General features: G+C 69.5%; 17 protein-coding genes. 11 read left to right on the forward strand and 6 right to left on the reverse strand.

Annotated features, from left to right (window positions below; translation table 11 throughout):
* The first annotated feature begins 36 nt into the window (after positions 1-36).
* The 3 genes from IEY81_RS01650 to IEY81_RS01660 all read left to right on the forward strand — a co-directional run bounded on the left by IEY81_RS01650 (position 37) and on the right by IEY81_RS01660 (position 3,809).
* Positions 37-1,701, forward strand: a complete 1,665-nt coding sequence (locus tag IEY81_RS01650; RefSeq protein ID WP_189116687.1) for an acyl-CoA synthetase — start codon at positions 37-39, stop codon at positions 1,699-1,701.
* Complete coding sequence (locus IEY81_RS01655; protein ID WP_229787180.1) at positions 1,698-2,807, forward strand: NAD(P)H-dependent flavin oxidoreductase; 1,110 nt, start codon at positions 1,698-1,700, stop codon at positions 2,805-2,807. Before IEY81_RS01650 ends, IEY81_RS01655 begins: the two co-directional genes overlap by 4 nt.
* A 180-nt stretch (positions 2,808-2,987) precedes the next feature.
* The gene (locus tag IEY81_RS01660; RefSeq protein WP_189116688.1) at positions 2,988-3,809 is read left to right on the forward strand and encodes an alpha/beta fold hydrolase; all 822 of its coding nucleotides are present in this window, start codon (positions 2,988-2,990) and stop codon (positions 3,807-3,809) included.
* Positions 3,810-3,823: 14 nt separating this feature from the next.
* Here the strand turns inward: IEY81_RS01660 and IEY81_RS01665 are convergent, their stop codons facing one another.
* The gene (locus IEY81_RS01665; RefSeq protein ID WP_189116689.1) at positions 3,824-4,327 is read right to left on the reverse strand and encodes a hypothetical protein; all 504 of its coding nucleotides are present in this window, start codon (positions 4,325-4,327) and stop codon (positions 3,824-3,826) included.
* A gap of 91 nt (positions 4,328-4,418) precedes the next feature.
* Here IEY81_RS01665 and IEY81_RS01670 point away from each other — a divergent pair, with 91 nt between their 5' ends.
* Complete coding sequence (locus IEY81_RS01670) at positions 4,419-4,835, forward strand: DUF6234 family protein (protein ID WP_189116690.1); 417 nt, start codon at positions 4,419-4,421, stop codon at positions 4,833-4,835.
* A gap of 249 nt (positions 4,836-5,084) precedes the next feature.
* Here IEY81_RS01670 and IEY81_RS01675 read toward each other — a convergent pair whose 3' ends face one another.
* Both IEY81_RS01675 and IEY81_RS01680 read right to left on the reverse strand, forming a co-directional pair.
* The gene (locus IEY81_RS01675; protein WP_189116691.1) at positions 5,085-6,161 is read right to left on the reverse strand and encodes an acyl-CoA dehydrogenase family protein; all 1,077 of its coding nucleotides are present in this window, start codon (positions 6,159-6,161) and stop codon (positions 5,085-5,087) included.
* 21 nt (positions 6,162-6,182) lie between these two features.
* Positions 6,183-7,385: an acyl-CoA dehydrogenase family protein gene (locus IEY81_RS01680; RefSeq protein WP_189116692.1), complete on the reverse strand. Its 1,203-nt coding sequence runs from the start codon at positions 7,383-7,385 to the stop codon at positions 6,183-6,185.
* A gap of 61 nt (positions 7,386-7,446) precedes the next feature.
* Here IEY81_RS01680 and IEY81_RS01685 point away from each other — a divergent pair, with 61 nt between their 5' ends.
* The 6 genes from IEY81_RS01685 to IEY81_RS01710 all read left to right on the forward strand — a co-directional run bounded on the left by IEY81_RS01685 (position 7,447) and on the right by IEY81_RS01710 (position 11,810).
* On the forward strand, positions 7,447-8,625 hold the full coding sequence (locus tag IEY81_RS01685) for a 3-ketosteroid-9-alpha-monooxygenase, oxygenase component (RefSeq protein WP_189116693.1): 1,179 nt from the start codon (positions 7,447-7,449) through the stop codon (positions 8,623-8,625).
* On the forward strand, positions 8,625-8,930 hold the full coding sequence (locus tag IEY81_RS01690; RefSeq protein WP_189116694.1) for a hypothetical protein: 306 nt from the start codon (positions 8,625-8,627) through the stop codon (positions 8,928-8,930). The genes IEY81_RS01685 and IEY81_RS01690 overlap by 1 nt, the downstream gene beginning before the upstream one ends.
* On the forward strand, positions 8,920-9,978 hold the full coding sequence (locus IEY81_RS01695; protein WP_189116695.1) for a ferredoxin--NADP reductase: 1,059 nt from the start codon (positions 8,920-8,922) through the stop codon (positions 9,976-9,978). The genes IEY81_RS01690 and IEY81_RS01695 overlap by 11 nt, the downstream gene beginning before the upstream one ends.
* A 151-nt stretch (positions 9,979-10,129) precedes the next feature.
* Positions 10,130-10,711 (forward strand): hypothetical protein, encoded by a 582-nt coding sequence (locus IEY81_RS01700; protein ID WP_189116696.1) that lies wholly within the window; start codon positions 10,130-10,132, stop codon positions 10,709-10,711.
* A gap of 73 nt (positions 10,712-10,784) precedes the next feature.
* Positions 10,785-11,303, forward strand: coding sequence for a hypothetical protein (locus IEY81_RS01705; RefSeq protein ID WP_189116697.1), 519 nt, complete (start codon positions 10,785-10,787; stop codon positions 11,301-11,303).
* Between the two features lie 171 nt (positions 11,304-11,474).
* A complete protein-coding gene (locus IEY81_RS01710; RefSeq protein WP_189116698.1) occupies positions 11,475-11,810 on the forward strand; it encodes a hypothetical protein in 336 nt (111 codons plus the stop codon).
* Between the two features lie 49 nt (positions 11,811-11,859).
* On the opposite strand, the gene IEY81_RS01715 is transcribed toward IEY81_RS01710, so the two are convergent.
* Complete coding sequence (locus IEY81_RS01715) at positions 11,860-12,570, reverse strand: SDR family NAD(P)-dependent oxidoreductase (RefSeq protein WP_189116699.1); 711 nt, start codon at positions 12,568-12,570, stop codon at positions 11,860-11,862.
* Positions 12,571-12,648: 78 nt separating this feature from the next.
* Between IEY81_RS01715 and IEY81_RS01720 the strand changes: the two genes are divergently transcribed.
* Positions 12,649-13,047, forward strand: a complete 399-nt coding sequence (locus IEY81_RS01720) for a winged helix-turn-helix transcriptional regulator (protein ID WP_189116700.1) — start codon at positions 12,649-12,651, stop codon at positions 13,045-13,047.
* A 12-nt stretch (positions 13,048-13,059) separates the two neighbouring features.
* On the opposite strand, the gene IEY81_RS01725 is transcribed toward IEY81_RS01720, so the two are convergent.
* Both IEY81_RS01725 and IEY81_RS01730 read right to left on the reverse strand, forming a co-directional pair.
* The gene (locus IEY81_RS01725; RefSeq protein WP_189116701.1) at positions 13,060-13,491 is read right to left on the reverse strand and encodes a nuclear transport factor 2 family protein; all 432 of its coding nucleotides are present in this window, start codon (positions 13,489-13,491) and stop codon (positions 13,060-13,062) included.
* An 11-nt stretch (positions 13,492-13,502) separates the two neighbouring features.
* Positions 13,503-13,988, reverse strand: coding sequence for a nitroreductase/quinone reductase family protein (locus tag IEY81_RS01730; protein ID WP_189116702.1), 486 nt, complete (start codon positions 13,986-13,988; stop codon positions 13,503-13,505).
* Positions 13,989-14,089: the final 101 nt, after the last annotated feature.

Consider the following 14,089-nt stretch of genomic DNA (forward strand, 5'->3'; position numbering starts at 1 on the left):
TAGCGGAAAACTGAAACGTGTTCTAGTCTCGCAGTCATGGCGCTGAACCTTGCTGACCTCTTCGAACACGCCGTCGACGCCGCGCCCGAGAAGGTGTCCGTCCAAGTCGGCGACCGCAAAGTGACCTACGCAGAGCTGGAGCGTGAGTCCAACAAGCTGGCCCACTACCTGGCCGGCCAAGGTCTCGGGAAGGGCGACCACGTCGGCCTCTACTCCAAGAACTCCGTGGAGCACGTCGTCGCTCTGCTCGCGATCCTCAAGATCCGGGCGGTCGCGATCAACGTGAACTATCGCTACGTCGCCGGCGAGCTCGAGTACCTCTTCGAGAACGCGGACCTCAAGGCGCTGGTCCACGACCGCGTGTACGCACCGCTGGTCGCCGAGGTCGCGCCGAAGCTGCCGGGCCTGAAGACGTTCGTCTCGGTGCCCGACCCGCTCGACCCGGGTGACGAGTCCGACCTGAGCCCGTTCGGCGGGATCACGCTCGAGGAGGCGCTCTCGGGACAGTCGGACGCCCGCGACTTCGGTGAGCGCAGCGCCGACGACATCCACGTCATCTACACCGGTGGCACGACCGGCTTCCCGAAGGGCGTGATGTGGCGCCACGAGGACTTCTGGCGCGTGCTCGGCGGTGGCATCGACTTCATGACCGGCGAGCCGCTGGAGGAGTACGACCAGTCCAAGCAGGCCGCGGGCGACGGGCTGATCACGCTCCCGCTCAGCCCGCTGATGCACGGCGGCGCGCAGGCCTCGCTGCTCATGCACCTCTTCGCGGGCCAGATCACGATCCTGGAGCCGAAGTTCGACCCGGTACGCACCTGGGAGATCGTCGACCGCGAGAAGGTCCAGATGATGTTCATGACCGGCGACGCGATGGCGGTGCCGCTCATCGACGCCTACGAGGCCGGGCCCGGCGACGGCAACAGCTTCGACGGACAGTCGCTCTTCGCCATCGCCTCCAGCGCCGCGATCTTCTCCAAGTCGGTCAAGGAGCGCTGGATGAGCCACTTCCCGAACGCGGTCTTCACCGACTCGGTCGGCTCGACCGAGACCGGCTTCCAGGGCACCGGTCTCCAGGACGCCTCCGCGCTCTCGACCGACGGCCCGGTGGTCACCGCCGGCGCCCACACCGCGGTCATCGGCGACGACGGCCACCCGCTCGACCTCACCACCGACGTCGGCAAAATCGGCCGCACCGCCCGCAAGGGCCACGTCCCGGTCGGCTACTACAAGGACCCGGAGAAGTCGGCGAAGACCTTCGTCGAGATCGACGGCGAGCGCTACGCGATCCCCGGCGACTACGCCCGCATCGAGACCGACAACCGCCTCACCCTTCTGGGACGAGGCTCCAACTGCATCAACACCGGCGGCGAGAAGGTCTACCCCGAGGAGGTGGAGGCCGCCATCAAGGCCCACCCCGACGTCTACGACACGCTCGTCGTCGGCATCCCGGACGAGCGCTACGGCCAGGCCGTCGCGGCGGTCGTCGAGCCCCGACCGGGCGCGACCGTCGAGCTCGAGGGGCTGCGTACGTTCCTGCGGGCCCACCTGTCCGGCTACAAGCTGCCGCGCGCGCTGACCATCGTCGACGAGGTGCCCCGCAACGCCACGGGCAAGGCCCAGTACCCCAAGGCCAAGGAGATCGCCCTGGCCACCCAGACCACCGCGACCGAGCAGGACTCTGAAGGAGCAAAGGCATGATCCGTACGGCACTGTGCGAGGCATTCGGGATCGACTACCCGATCTTCGCGTTCACCCCCAGCGAGCACGTGGCCGCCGAGGTCTCCAAGGCCGGTGGCCTCGGCGTGCTGGGCTGCGTACGCTTCAACGACGCCGAAGAGCTCGACCGCACCCTGACCTGGATGGACGAGAACACCGACGGCAAGCCGTACGGCGTCGACGTGGTGATGCCGATGAAGGTGCCCACCGAGGGCACCTCGACCGACCTGTCGTCCTACATCCCCGCCGAGCACACCGAGTGGGTCGACAAGACGCTGCTCGCCATGGGGGTGCCGCCGCTGCCGGAGGGGGAGGGGCGCGAAGGCGTCCTCGGCTGGCTGCACTCCACCGCTCGCTCCCACGTCGACGTCGCGCTGCAGCACCGCCCGGTGCTGATCGCCAACGCGCTCGGCACCCCGCCCAACGACGTCATCGCCAAGGCTCACGAGCACGGCGTCAAGGTCGCGGCTCTCGCGGGCGCCCCGAAGCACGCGGTCTCGCACGTCTCCAACGGCGTCGACATCATCGTCGCCCAGGGCTACGAGGCCGGCGGCCACACCGGTGAGATCGCCTCGATGGTGCTCCAGCCCGACATCGTCGACGCGGTCGGCCCCGACGTACCTGTGCTCGGTGCCGGCGGGATCGGCTCCGGCCGGCAGATCGCCGCCTCGCTCGCGCTCGGTGCCCAGGGCGTCTGGACCGGTTCCATCTGGCTCGGCACATCGGAGTACCGCAACCTCAACACCCACGCCGGCTGGGAGCAGGCCTTCACCCGCGCCACCTCCGCCGACACCCGCCGGATGCGCATCTACACCGGCAAGCCGGCCCGCCTGCTGAAGTCGAAGTGGACCGACGCCTGGGAGGCCGACGGCTCCCCGGCCCCGCTGCCGATGCCGCTGCAGAACCTGCTCGTCTCCGACGCCCACAACCGCATCAACGCCGCCGGCGACCCCGATGTCGTCGCCATGCCAGTGGGACAGATCGTCGGCCGGATGAACCAGGTACGCCCCGTCGCCGAGGTCATGGCCGACCTGATCGCCGAGTTCGAGGCGACCGTCAAGAAGCTGGACGCCATCGCCGAGGGATAGCCCTCACTCTCCGGAGGTCGAGCTCGTCGAGACCCCCGCTCGGGAACACCGAGCGGGGGTTTCTCATGCCTCGGTCTCCGCCGCACCTACCGCGTTGCGCTATCGCACACCGTGGTCGCCGACGCCGCTATCGCACAGGACAACCGCCACGAAGGGGCGCGGGACTGACAGGATGGGCGCGTGACGATCTCGAGCTACGTACGTGACGGACTGACCTTCGACGTGATCGACACCGGCCCCGCCGACGGCGACCCGGTGGTGCTGCTGCACGGTTTCCCGGAGCGGGCGACGTGCTGGCGCGAGGTGTCGCCGATCCTGCACGATGCCGGGCTCCGGACGATCGCCCCGGACCAGCGGGGCTACTCGCCGGGCGCGCGGCCGCGTACCCGCTTCGGCTACGGCGCGCGTGACCTGATCGAGGACGTGGTGGCGCTCATCGACGAGGTCGGCCGGCCGGTGCACCTGGCCGGCCACGACTGGGGGAGCGCGGTCGGCTGGGGAGTGGCGGCGAAGCGCCCCGACCTGGTGCGCAGCTGGACGGCGATGTCGGTGCCGCACCCGGTGCCGTTCGCGCGCTCGATGAAGGGGCCGCAGCGGAAGAAGTCGACCTACATGGCGCTCTTCAACATCCCGCTCCTGCCCGAGCTCGTCGCCGGACCGAACGGCCGGATGGAGCGGATGATGCGGGGGAGCGGCTGGAAGGACGCGGACGTCCAGCGTTTCCGCGAGGAGATCGTCGAGTACGGAGCGCTGCCGGGCGGCCTCGGGTGGTACCGCGCCCTCATGCTCGCTCCCAAGGTCGGCCGGGTCTCGGTCCCGACCACCATGCTCTGGAGCAACCGCGACGTCGCCATCGGCCGCACCGCGTTCGAGGGCATCGAGGACTTCGTGACCGGTCCGTTCGAGTTCATCGAGCTCGACGGCGTCAGCCACTGGATCCCCACCAAGGCGCCCGAGGCCGCCGCCTCGGCGATCCTCGGCACCATCGCCAAGGCCGCCTGAGGCACCCGGCAGCGTCAGCCGACGCTGGGGGAGCTGGCCCGAGACGCCGTGTCGCGTGCGGCGATCGCCGCACGCACGTCGCTGATCGCGGTGCTGATCATGTCTCCGTACGCCCCTGATGGGAGCGCCGCCGTGTGCTCCTCGGCAGCGGTGATGTGCTCGGCTGCGGTCTCGAACGCGCCGAGGCGCCGGAGGTCGTCGGCGAGGTTGAGGTGCAGGCTCGGATAGAAGCCTGCGACCTGGAGGCTCGCGTGGTGCTCCTGTGCCCGCTGGTCGGTGAGCGCCACGGCGGCGTCGAGGGCGCGTACGTCCCAGACCAGCGCCGCCGCTGGGTCGGCGTAGAGATCGGCGAGGTGGTGGGCGAGCGTGCACCGGCGGAGCGGGTCTCCGAGCACGCCGATGTCGGCCCAGATCGCGAGCAGGTCCTCGCGTGCTCGAGCGACGTCACCGTCGCGGCCGCGGGTCACGGCGGTAGTGATGGCGGTCATGGTCGGGTCGGTGGCAGGTGTCGTGGGCACGTTCCGAGCCTCGGGCTTCGCCCGGCCTGAAGGTCAAGGTTGAGTACGCAGGCTCATCACGCCGCGCTCCCGCGCCGCAAGACTCGTACGCATGCTCGCTCCCCGCCGCGCGCCCCTGAACCGCTGGCTCCCCGTCATCCCCGTCCTGACCTCGTGCACGGCGCTGCTCGCCATCGCGATCCTGGTCTCGAACTGGCTGGAGGTCTACCTGGTCTTCTTCGGTGAGCAGCCGAAGATCCGCCCCGGCAACATCACCACGTATCGGGTCTGGGCAGCGGTCGCGATCGCAGCCGTCCTAGGAGGAGCCACCACCCATCTCCTCACCGGCAACCGTCGGATCATCGGCACCATCTGGCAGACGTTTCTCGCCCTCGCTGTCGCCGCCTTCGTAGCGCTCGCCTACATCCCCGGCGCCGTCGACCTGCCCACGCCTGGTCCGGCGGGGGACCGGCCGCACGCGCCGCCCTGCTATTCCGGTGGCGACAGCGAGGGGTGTCCGGGCGGATGACGGCCCCAGGGATACCCGGTCGACCGGGTATCCCTGGACTTGACGGGCACTGAAACACCCATCAAGTCCACAAAGTGCCCGTCAAGCAGGCGGAGACATCTCACATGCTGAGCGTCAACCGCCTTGTCGGGAACAGATAGCCCTACGCACTATCGCACAGCCTAGTTGCTCGCCGCGATACTGCACGAACACCAGCCACGACGAGAGGGGCTCCAGCGGAAACCGGAGCCCCTCAGATGTCGGCTGAGGTCAGGAGGCGGCGAGAGCCCGGCCGATACGCAGCGCCTGCTCGCTGGCGCCTCCGAGGACGAACTCGAAGCGCTTCGCGGCGGTGAAGTAGCGGTGCGCCTCTCCGTCGAGGTCGATGCCGACGCCGCCGTGGACGTGGACGGTGGTGTGGGCGAGACGGTGAGCCGCATCGGCTGCCCAAAGCTTGGCGACGGCGACCTGGTCGGCGGCGGGAAGGCCGGAGGAGACCCGCCAGACCGCCTGCCAGAGGGTCAGGCGCTGGGCGAGTACGTCGATGAACCCGTCGGCCAGGCGCTGGGACACCGCCTGGAAGGTGCCGATCGCGCGGCCGAACTGCTCGCGGGTCTTCGCGTACGACGAGGTCAGCGACAGGGCTCCTTCCGTGACGCCGAGGAGCTCCGCCGCCGCGGCGACCGTGAGCAGCTCACCGAAGCGAGCAGCGGTCGCCGCGCCCCCGAGACGCAGCGCCGGCGCGGACGAGAACGTGACCAGCGCGGTGACGTCGCCGTCGCTGGTGTGCTGTGCGCGCCGGTCTACGCCGGACGCGTCGGCCTCGACCAGGTAGACGCCGGCTTCGCCGTCAGGGCCGGACGCGGTCACCAGCAAGGCGTCGGCGATCATCCCGGCCCTGACCAGCGTCTTCACCCCGGTGATCGTCTCGCCGTCAGCGGTGACGGTGGGGGAGTCGGGCAGGTGGGAGTGCTCTTCGGCGGCTGCCGCGGCCAGCAGCCGAGAGCCGTCGGCGACGCCGCTCAGCGCCGACGGGCCGGCCTCGGCAAGCAGCAGCCCGCACGGCCCGTGCACCGCGAGCGGCACCGGCGCCACGCGCCGGCCGGCCTCGACGAGCACGCGGCACAGCTCGACGAGACCGAGCCCGGCGCCGTCGTGCTCCTCGGGGAGATGGAGACCGAGCAGTCCGGCCTCGCCGAGCGCAGACCACAGCGTAGCGTCGAAACGTCCGCGGTCGCCCGCCTCCGCCTCGACCGTACGCAGCCGCTCGACCGAGGTCGCATCGCCGATGATCTTCGCCGCGAGCTCGGCGGCGTCGTCGGATTCGGTGGTGAAGGAGAAGTCCATGAGGTGTCCTCGAGTCGTTGGTCAGCGCTTGGCGGCGGGGAGGCCGAGGCCCACGTAGCCGATGATGTCTCGTTGGATCTCGTTGGTGCCGCCGCCGAACGTCATCACCAGCGAGGAGCGGTGGAACCGCTCGAGCCGGCCGGCGAGCACGGCGCCGGGGGAGTCGGCGGTCACGCCGGCGTGCGGGCCGACGATCTCCATCAGCGTCCGGTAGACCTCGGTGGCGAGCTCGGAGCCGTAGACCTTGGTCGCCGACGCCTCGGCCGGCGAGAGCGCGACCCCGTGGTCGGCGTCGGAGGCCAGCTTCCAGTTGACCAGCGAGAGCGCCTCGATGCGTGCGTGCGCCCGCCCGAGGGCGAGCTGGACCCACTCGGTGTCGATGACGCGGCCACCGCCGGGCACCTCGGTCGCACGTGCCCACTCTGTCACCATCCCGAGCGAGTGCACCAGCGGCGCCGCCGAGGTGAGCGCGACCCGCTCGTGGTTGAGCTGGTTGGTCATCAGCGCCCAGCCGCCGCCGCGCTCGGAGACGAGATTGGAGGCCGGCACGCGCACGTCGGTGTAGTAGGTGGCCGACGTACCGACCCCGGCCACGGTCTGGACCGGTGTGTAGGCGAATCCCGACGCCGACGTCGGCACCAGGATCATCGAGAGACCCTTGTGGCGCGACGCGTCCGGCTCCGTCCGGCAGGCGAGCCAGATCCAGTCCGCATACTGGATCAGTGAGGTCCACATCTTCTGGCCGTTGATGACCCATTCGCCAGCGCCTTCGTCGAGCACCGCTTTCGTCTGCAGCGAGGCCAGATCCGTGCCCGAGCCGGGCTCGGAGTAGCCGATCGAGAAGTGCAGCTCGCCCGCGAGGATCTTCGGCAGGAAGTACGCCTTCTGCTCCTCGGTCCCGAACCGCATGATCGTCGGCCCGACCGTGTTGAGCGTGAGATACGGGATCGGCACCCCGGCCACGGCGGCGGCGTCGGTGAAGATCAGCTGCTCCACCACGGAGCGGTCCTGGCCGCCGTACTCCTTCGGCCACCCGATCCCGAGCCAGCCGTCCGCACCGATCTGCCGGATGGTCGAGAGGTAGACCTCCTTGTCCTCCTCGTCGCCGAACTCGCCGGATGCCCGCGCGAGCGCCGCGCGGCGCTCGGGCGTGACCAACTCGGCGAAATAGGCGTTGAGCTCTGAGCGGAGTTGCTCCTGGGCTGGTGTCAAGGCCACATGCATGTGATAAAACTAGAACAGGTTCTACGTTTTGAACAGGCTCATACCAGCGGAAGGTACGACCATGGCCGACCCCACCACCCAGACCCGCACGCTCGACCACGGCACGCAGCCGGAGCGCTTCGCGCGCGGTTGGCACTGTCTGGGTCTGGCCCGCGACTTCAAGGACGGCAAGCCCCACGCGGTCGAGGCGTTCGGCGGCAAGCTCGTCGTCTGGGAGAACACCAAGGGCGAGCTGGGCGTGCTCGACGGCTACTGCCGCCACATGGGCGGCGATCTCACCCAGGGCACCGTGAAGGGCGACGAGGTCGGCTGCCCGTTCCACGACTGGCGCTGGGGCGCCGACGGCCGCTGCAAGCAGATCCCGTACGCCCGCCGCGTCCCGCTGCGCGCCCGCACCAAGGCGTACGAGACCGTGATCCGCAACGACTCGCTGCTGATCTGGCACGATCCGGAGGGGTCGAAGGCCGACTACGACATCCTGCCGCCGGAGCTGCCCGACGTCAGCAACCGCGAGATCTACACCGACTGGATCTGGAACACGGTCCCGATCAAGGGCAGCCACTGCCGCGAGCTGATCGACAACGTGGTCGACATGGCGCACTTCTACTACGTGCACTTCGCCTTCCCGACCGACTTCCGCAACGTCTTCGAGGACCACACCGCGACGCAGTACATGGCGTCGAAGGGCCGCCCGGACGTCGCCGGCGGCTACGGTGACGCCGACATGTTCCTCAAGTCGGAGGCGACCTACTACGGCCCGGCGTACATGATCAACTGGCTCGAGGTCGACTACAAGGGCTTCATCACCGAGGTGATCCTGATCAACTGCCACATCCCGACGGGCCCCGACTCGTTCCTGCTGCAGTACGGCATCACCGTCAAGAAGCCCGAGGGCCTCGACGACAAGACCGCCAACTTCATCGGCAAGAAGTACGCCGACATGTTCGGCGACGGGTTCCTCCAGGACGTGGCGATCTGGGAGAACAAGGCGCCGGTGCAGAACCCGCTGCTGTGCGAGGAGGACGGCCCGGTCTACCAGCTGCGCCGCTGGTACGAGCAGTTCTACGTCGACGTCGCCGACATCGAGCCCGAGATGCGTGCCCGCTTCGAGTTCGAGGTCGACACCACCAAGGCCAACGAGTTCTGGCAGGAGGAGGTCGCCGACAACCTCCGCCGGATCGAGGCCGAGAAGGAGGCATCGGTGGTCGAGCCTGTCGAGACCTCCGAGGGAGCCAGTTGATGGCCTCCTTCGTCCCCCGCTCCCCGGAGACGCTCGAGGACCAGCGCCTCTACACACAGGCCCGCCTGGTCGAGGTGGAGTGTCTCGACTGCCTCGCCCGCGTCGGAGTGAAGAAGAACAGCGAGCACCAGACCTCCGTCCAGTGGACGGCCGAGGCGCAGGCCCAGTGCCCCGACCTCGTACGCCGCAAGGCGGCCGCCGACGGCGCCCGCCTCGTCCACGCCCGCTGCCCTCGTCTGGCCGCGTCCATCGAAGCAGCCGTCGCCGACGGCCGGATCCAGATCGGAGCCGAGGATGGCTACTGACTCCTTCCTGCTGCCCGTCAGCGACGTGGTCGAGGAGACCGCGGAGGCGCACTCGATCGTCTTCGACCTCCCCGACGACCTGAAGGACGCCTTTCAGCCCAAGCCCGGTCAGTTCCTCACCGTGGCCGTGCCGAGCGACCGCGACGGGCTGGCGGCTCGCTGCTACTCGCTCTCCAGTGCTCCCGGTGACCCGCTCACGGTCACCGTCAAGCGCACCGCCGACGGCTACGCGTCCAACTGGATCTGCGACAACCTGCGTCCGGGCGACACGCTCCGCGTGCTCCCGCCCAGCGGGATCTTCACCCCTGCCGACATCGACGCCGACCTGCTGCTCTTCGCTGGCGGGTCGGGAGTCACCCCGATCATCTCGATCGCCCGCACCGCCCTGCGGGAGGGCAAGGGCAGGATCGTGGTCTTCTACGCCAACCGCGACGAGCGGTCGGTGATCTTCGCCGAGGAGTGGGCGCGGCTCGCCGCCGAGCACCCCGACCGGCTCCAGGTGGTCCACTGGCTCGAGTCGGTCCAGGGGCTGCCGACCCCGGAGCAGCTCAAGGCGTTCGCGGCCGACCGGCTCACGTACGACGCGTTCGTGTGCGGTCCGGCGCCGTTCATGAAGGCGACCGTCGCGGCGCTCAAGGAGCTGGAGTTCCCGCGGGCGCGGCGCCACCAGGAGAAGTTCGCCTCGCTCGGCGGCAACCCGTTCGGCGAGATCGCTCCGGTCGAGGAGGCCGAGGCGGAGGTCGTCGAGGCGCCCGAGGGAGTCGCGAGACAGCCGGTCGAGCTGGAGATCGAGCTCGACGGCACCACCAGCACCTTCGACGACTGGGACCCGGGCACGCCGATGCTCGAGTTCCTCGAGGCGAAGGGTGTCAAAGCGCCGTACTCGTGCCGGGAAGGTGAGTGCTCGGCATGCGCTTTCCGGCTGCTCGAGGGCGAGGTCAAGATGGTCCGCAACGACGTGCTGGAGCAGGAGGATCTCGACGACGGGATCCGGCTCGGCTGCCAGTCGCTGCCGACCACCGACACCGTCCGCGGCACCTACTCCTGAGGGACTCGCAAGAGATACAGATCACCAACCGGTTACCGGGTCACTCGGCCCGGCGCGATACAGTCGCCGCTGCCCGAACCACATCCCGCCGGGTCGCTCGACGTCGACGTACGTCGGTCGCCGGGTGGGCCCAAGCGAGGTTTCCCCCAACGTGTTCAATCGCAACTTCTACGCCGCCCAGGACGACCGACGCTTCGTCGTCGGCTATGCCCTCGACCTCGGATTCCGCGTCTTCGACGCCTACTCCGCCCCTGGCCAGCCGTTGAGCGAGATCACCACGACGGCATCGGCCTCGCTGCTCGCGGCACGGCCGGCGTTCAAGCTCTACGCACCCAACACCGGCCCCGAGCCCGTGATCACCCGGGTCGAGCTGGACGAGGCCGAGTTCGGCCCCTCGGCCTACGAGTACCAGTGCAATGGCTGGGGCCTGATCGGTCTCAACTTCGGCGGTGTCGTCGGTCTCGGCGGCCTCGGCTGGAGCACCCTCAACACGATGGCCGAGGCCCGCGCCGCCCGCTGGCACGCCGTCGAGCCGATCGGCGCCGCTCCCTCCGAGTGGAACTGGCCGGCCGTCGACGAGGCCGCCGCGAAGATGTTCGAGGCGATCGTCTCGATGGCCGGCTCCGCCGTCGGTGACAGCCCGATCCTCGCCGCCGCGGGCCAGCTCATCAAGGACAAGGGCCTGCTCTACGAGTCCGGTGGCGGTCTGCACGCGCGTCCGGGTCTCGGCTGACCCGTCTTCCCTGCCGGCGGACTCGCCGCTGCCGTACGCCACCGGTCGTCTCTCGACGGTTTAACTTTGCGTCGTGACGAACACGAGCGAGCAGGGCCGCGGCGTCGAACGCGCCGTGGCGAAGCTGGACGAGCGGCTGCGTACGACCCAGGCGGTGGGCGGGATCATCCTGCTCGTCGTCTCGTTGACCGCGCCCGTGCTGGTCAGCGTCGACGACTCGGCGGGCAACGACCGCCGCGAAGTCAGGGCGATCTGGGCGGCGCTGTCGTACGGCAAGGTCCTGGTCGGCAACCCGGACGCGAGCTTCGGGAGCCGTGCGTCGCACTTCTGGGTCTTCACCGGCCTGGTCGCGACGGTCGTACTCTGCTTCGTGATGGCGCTGGGCGTCCTGTCCGTGCTGGTGCCGCTGACCCCGGGCCCGCGCCGATTCTGGTCGGCCGTCTGCATCGCGACCGCCGTCGCGCCGGTAGTGACGCTGATCGGCCTCGGTCTCTCCTCAGGAGACGCCGAGCTGCAGGCGACCTGGACAACCCTGGCCCCCACCGCCCTGGGTCTCTGGACACTGACAGGCATCACCGGCCCCCAGGACTGACGCAGCCCTCGGGTACGACGGGGAGTTCGGCAGGGGTTACGCGGCGGTAACCCCTGCCGAACTCCCCGTCGTACCTCTTCGACGGCTCCACCACCTCAGCGCGGCGACCGATCGAGGCCGGTCGTGCTGGCTAGACTGTCGGCGATCTCCCGCCTGCCCGAGGAACGAGCCTTGCCTGACCGACCCGAGATCGTCTGCATCTGCGGTTCGACCCGGTTCGCAGAAGAGATGAACGCAGCGAACCGCGACCTGACCTTCTCCGGTGTCATCGTCCTTGCGCCGGGCGTCTTCCTGAGCACCGCGGAGCGCGAGGCCGGCAGGGCGATCCCGCCGGAGCAGAAGGCGGCGCTGGACGCACTTCATCTGCGCAAGATCGACCTGGCCGACCGGGTTCTGGTCGTCAACCCGGGCGGCTACATCGGGGAGTCCACGAGCCGGGAGATCGCCTACGCCCGCGAGAGCGGCAAGCCGGTCGACTTCACCTACGACGGACCAGGTGAGCGCTGACGTCGCTCGGTGGTGGACCGTCGTGGATGCCGAACCGGCCGGGATTGCGTCAGGACGGCGCCTGCGTGAGCACGTCGAAGACGACCTCGTCCTCCTCGCCGGAGGCAAGACGCCAGACGGCGTCGGCGACCTCGTCCGGATCAAGGGTGCGGTACGAGGTGGCGCCGGCGAGCATCTGATGGATGTCGCCGCGCTCGATGAGCCCACCGACGACGAGCGAGCCGACCCGGACTCCGTCATCGGAGGTGGCAGCAGCCAAGGTCCGCACATAGGTGCGCAGGGCGCCGGAGGCGGGGGCGTACGGGCCGAGGAAAGGCAGGGGGACGAGGGCGCTGAGGCCGGATACGAAGATCAGTGAACCGCTGCCGCGGGAGCGCATGGCAGGCAGGACCAGCGAGGCGACCTCGGCGGCCGGCTCGACCACCTCGGCGACCGCCGCGCGCACATCAGAAGGCCCGGTCTCGAGGATGCCGACCGAGGCCGCGGTCAGGTCCTGGGCGCCGGGGCCGTGGTAGACGACGTCGATCGGGCCGAGCTCTTCGGAGATCGCCTCCAGAGCCCGGAGCACCTCGCCGGGAGCGCGAAGGTCCGCGGCGACCGCGGTGGTGCGTACGCCGTTCGCCGACAGGGCTTCCAGGTAGCCCGGGTGACGGTCGGCGCTGCGCGAGACGAGCCCGACGTCGTACCCCTCCTGCGCGAACCGCTGCGCCACCGACATGCCGAGGCCGGGGCCGGCGCCCAGGACTGCGATCGTGCTCATCGACTTCTCCCTCATGGGTAGGTTGCTGGTGTCAGCAACCCTCGCCGCCGCGCGGCGATCGCGGAAGAAGGCACTTCAATGTCAGATGGGAACACCGATGTGCCCCAGCGCCCCACCCACATCGTCGGGATGGCACGCGAGGCCGGGCTGCCGGAGCAGGTGCCGGCGGAGGAGTACGAGGCGTGCCCGGTCACCCGGACGCTGCAGATGCTCGGTGACAAGTGGACGCTGCTGGTCGTGACGATGCTGGCGCAGCGGCCCCACCGCTACAACGAGCTGCGTCGCCGGGTCGACGGGATCAGCCAGCGCATGCTCACCCGCACCCTGCGCACGCTCGAGGAGGAGGGGATCGTGACGCGTACGGTCTTCCCGACGGTCCCGCCGGGCGTCGAGTACGCACTGAGCGAACGGGGGCAGGAGCTGCTGGTGCCGCTCGGTGGGCTCGCGGACTGGGTGGTTCGAGGGACCGCCGCCTAGAACGCGGACCGCCTAGAACCCGCGCGTCCAGACGACCTGCTCGTGCAGCTTGCGCGAGCGCCAGCCGTCCGACGTACGCACGAACGTGTGCCGGTAGAGGCCGCCGACCTCGACGACCCGCTCGCCGCCGGAGCCGTCGGAGATGACCATCGGGTTGTCGAAGTAGGCCACGATCTCGGCCTCGTCGCCGGAGTCGGCGAACGCATAGGAGATCTGGCCGATGGTGTGCAGCCGCTTGCTGGAGAAAGCCGGGAGCATCTCGGCCAACCAGGCCTTGACCTGCGCGTACGCGTCGACGGTGCCGCCCGACTCGGAGTAGTCGATGACGGCGTCGGGGGTGAAGACGGTGTCGAGGGAGTCCCAGTCGCCGGTGTCGACGGCGAGCGTGTAGCGGGTCAGGGCGTCGGCGATCTCGGCGCGGTCGGCAAGGGTCTGGATGTCCATGGAGGGTTCCTTCAGCGGGGTGAGAGGACGATGACCGGGATCTCCCGGTCGGTCCAGGTCTGGTAGGTCTCGAAGTCGGCGTACGTCTCCAGCAGTCGTGGCCACAGCTCGGCCTTCTCCGCGGGGTCGGCGATCCGGGCGCGGACGAGCACGCGCCCGCGGCGCGGGACGCGGACCGCGACCTCGGGTTGAGCGCGCAGGTTGGCGACCCACTGCGGGTCCTTCGGCAGCCCGCCCTGGGAACCGACCACGACCAGATCGGGGCCGGACCGCATGAACAGCAGGGGAGTGGTGAAGGTGCGGCCGGACTTGCGGCCGACGTGCTCCAGGAGCAGCACGGGGGCGGGCTTGCGCCAGCCGGCCATGATCCGCCACTTCCCGCCGATGCGACCGTTGGTCAGCTTGAAGAGCGCGGTGTTGGCGCGGGCTCCGTACTTGATGATCTTTGCGGTCAGGGGTGAGTCGAGGCCAGGCGGGCGTTCGAGCGATGTGGGCATGGTGTCTCCTTCAGGGGTCTCGACAGGCTCGACCTCCGGGGCTTCAGGGGTCTCGACAGGCTCGACCATCGGGGTAGCACAAACATAGAACACGTTCTACT

It is taken from the genome of Nocardioides luteus, assembly GCF_014648595.1.
Taxonomy (GTDB): domain Bacteria; phylum Actinomycetota; class Actinomycetes; order Propionibacteriales; family Nocardioidaceae; genus Nocardioides; species Nocardioides luteus.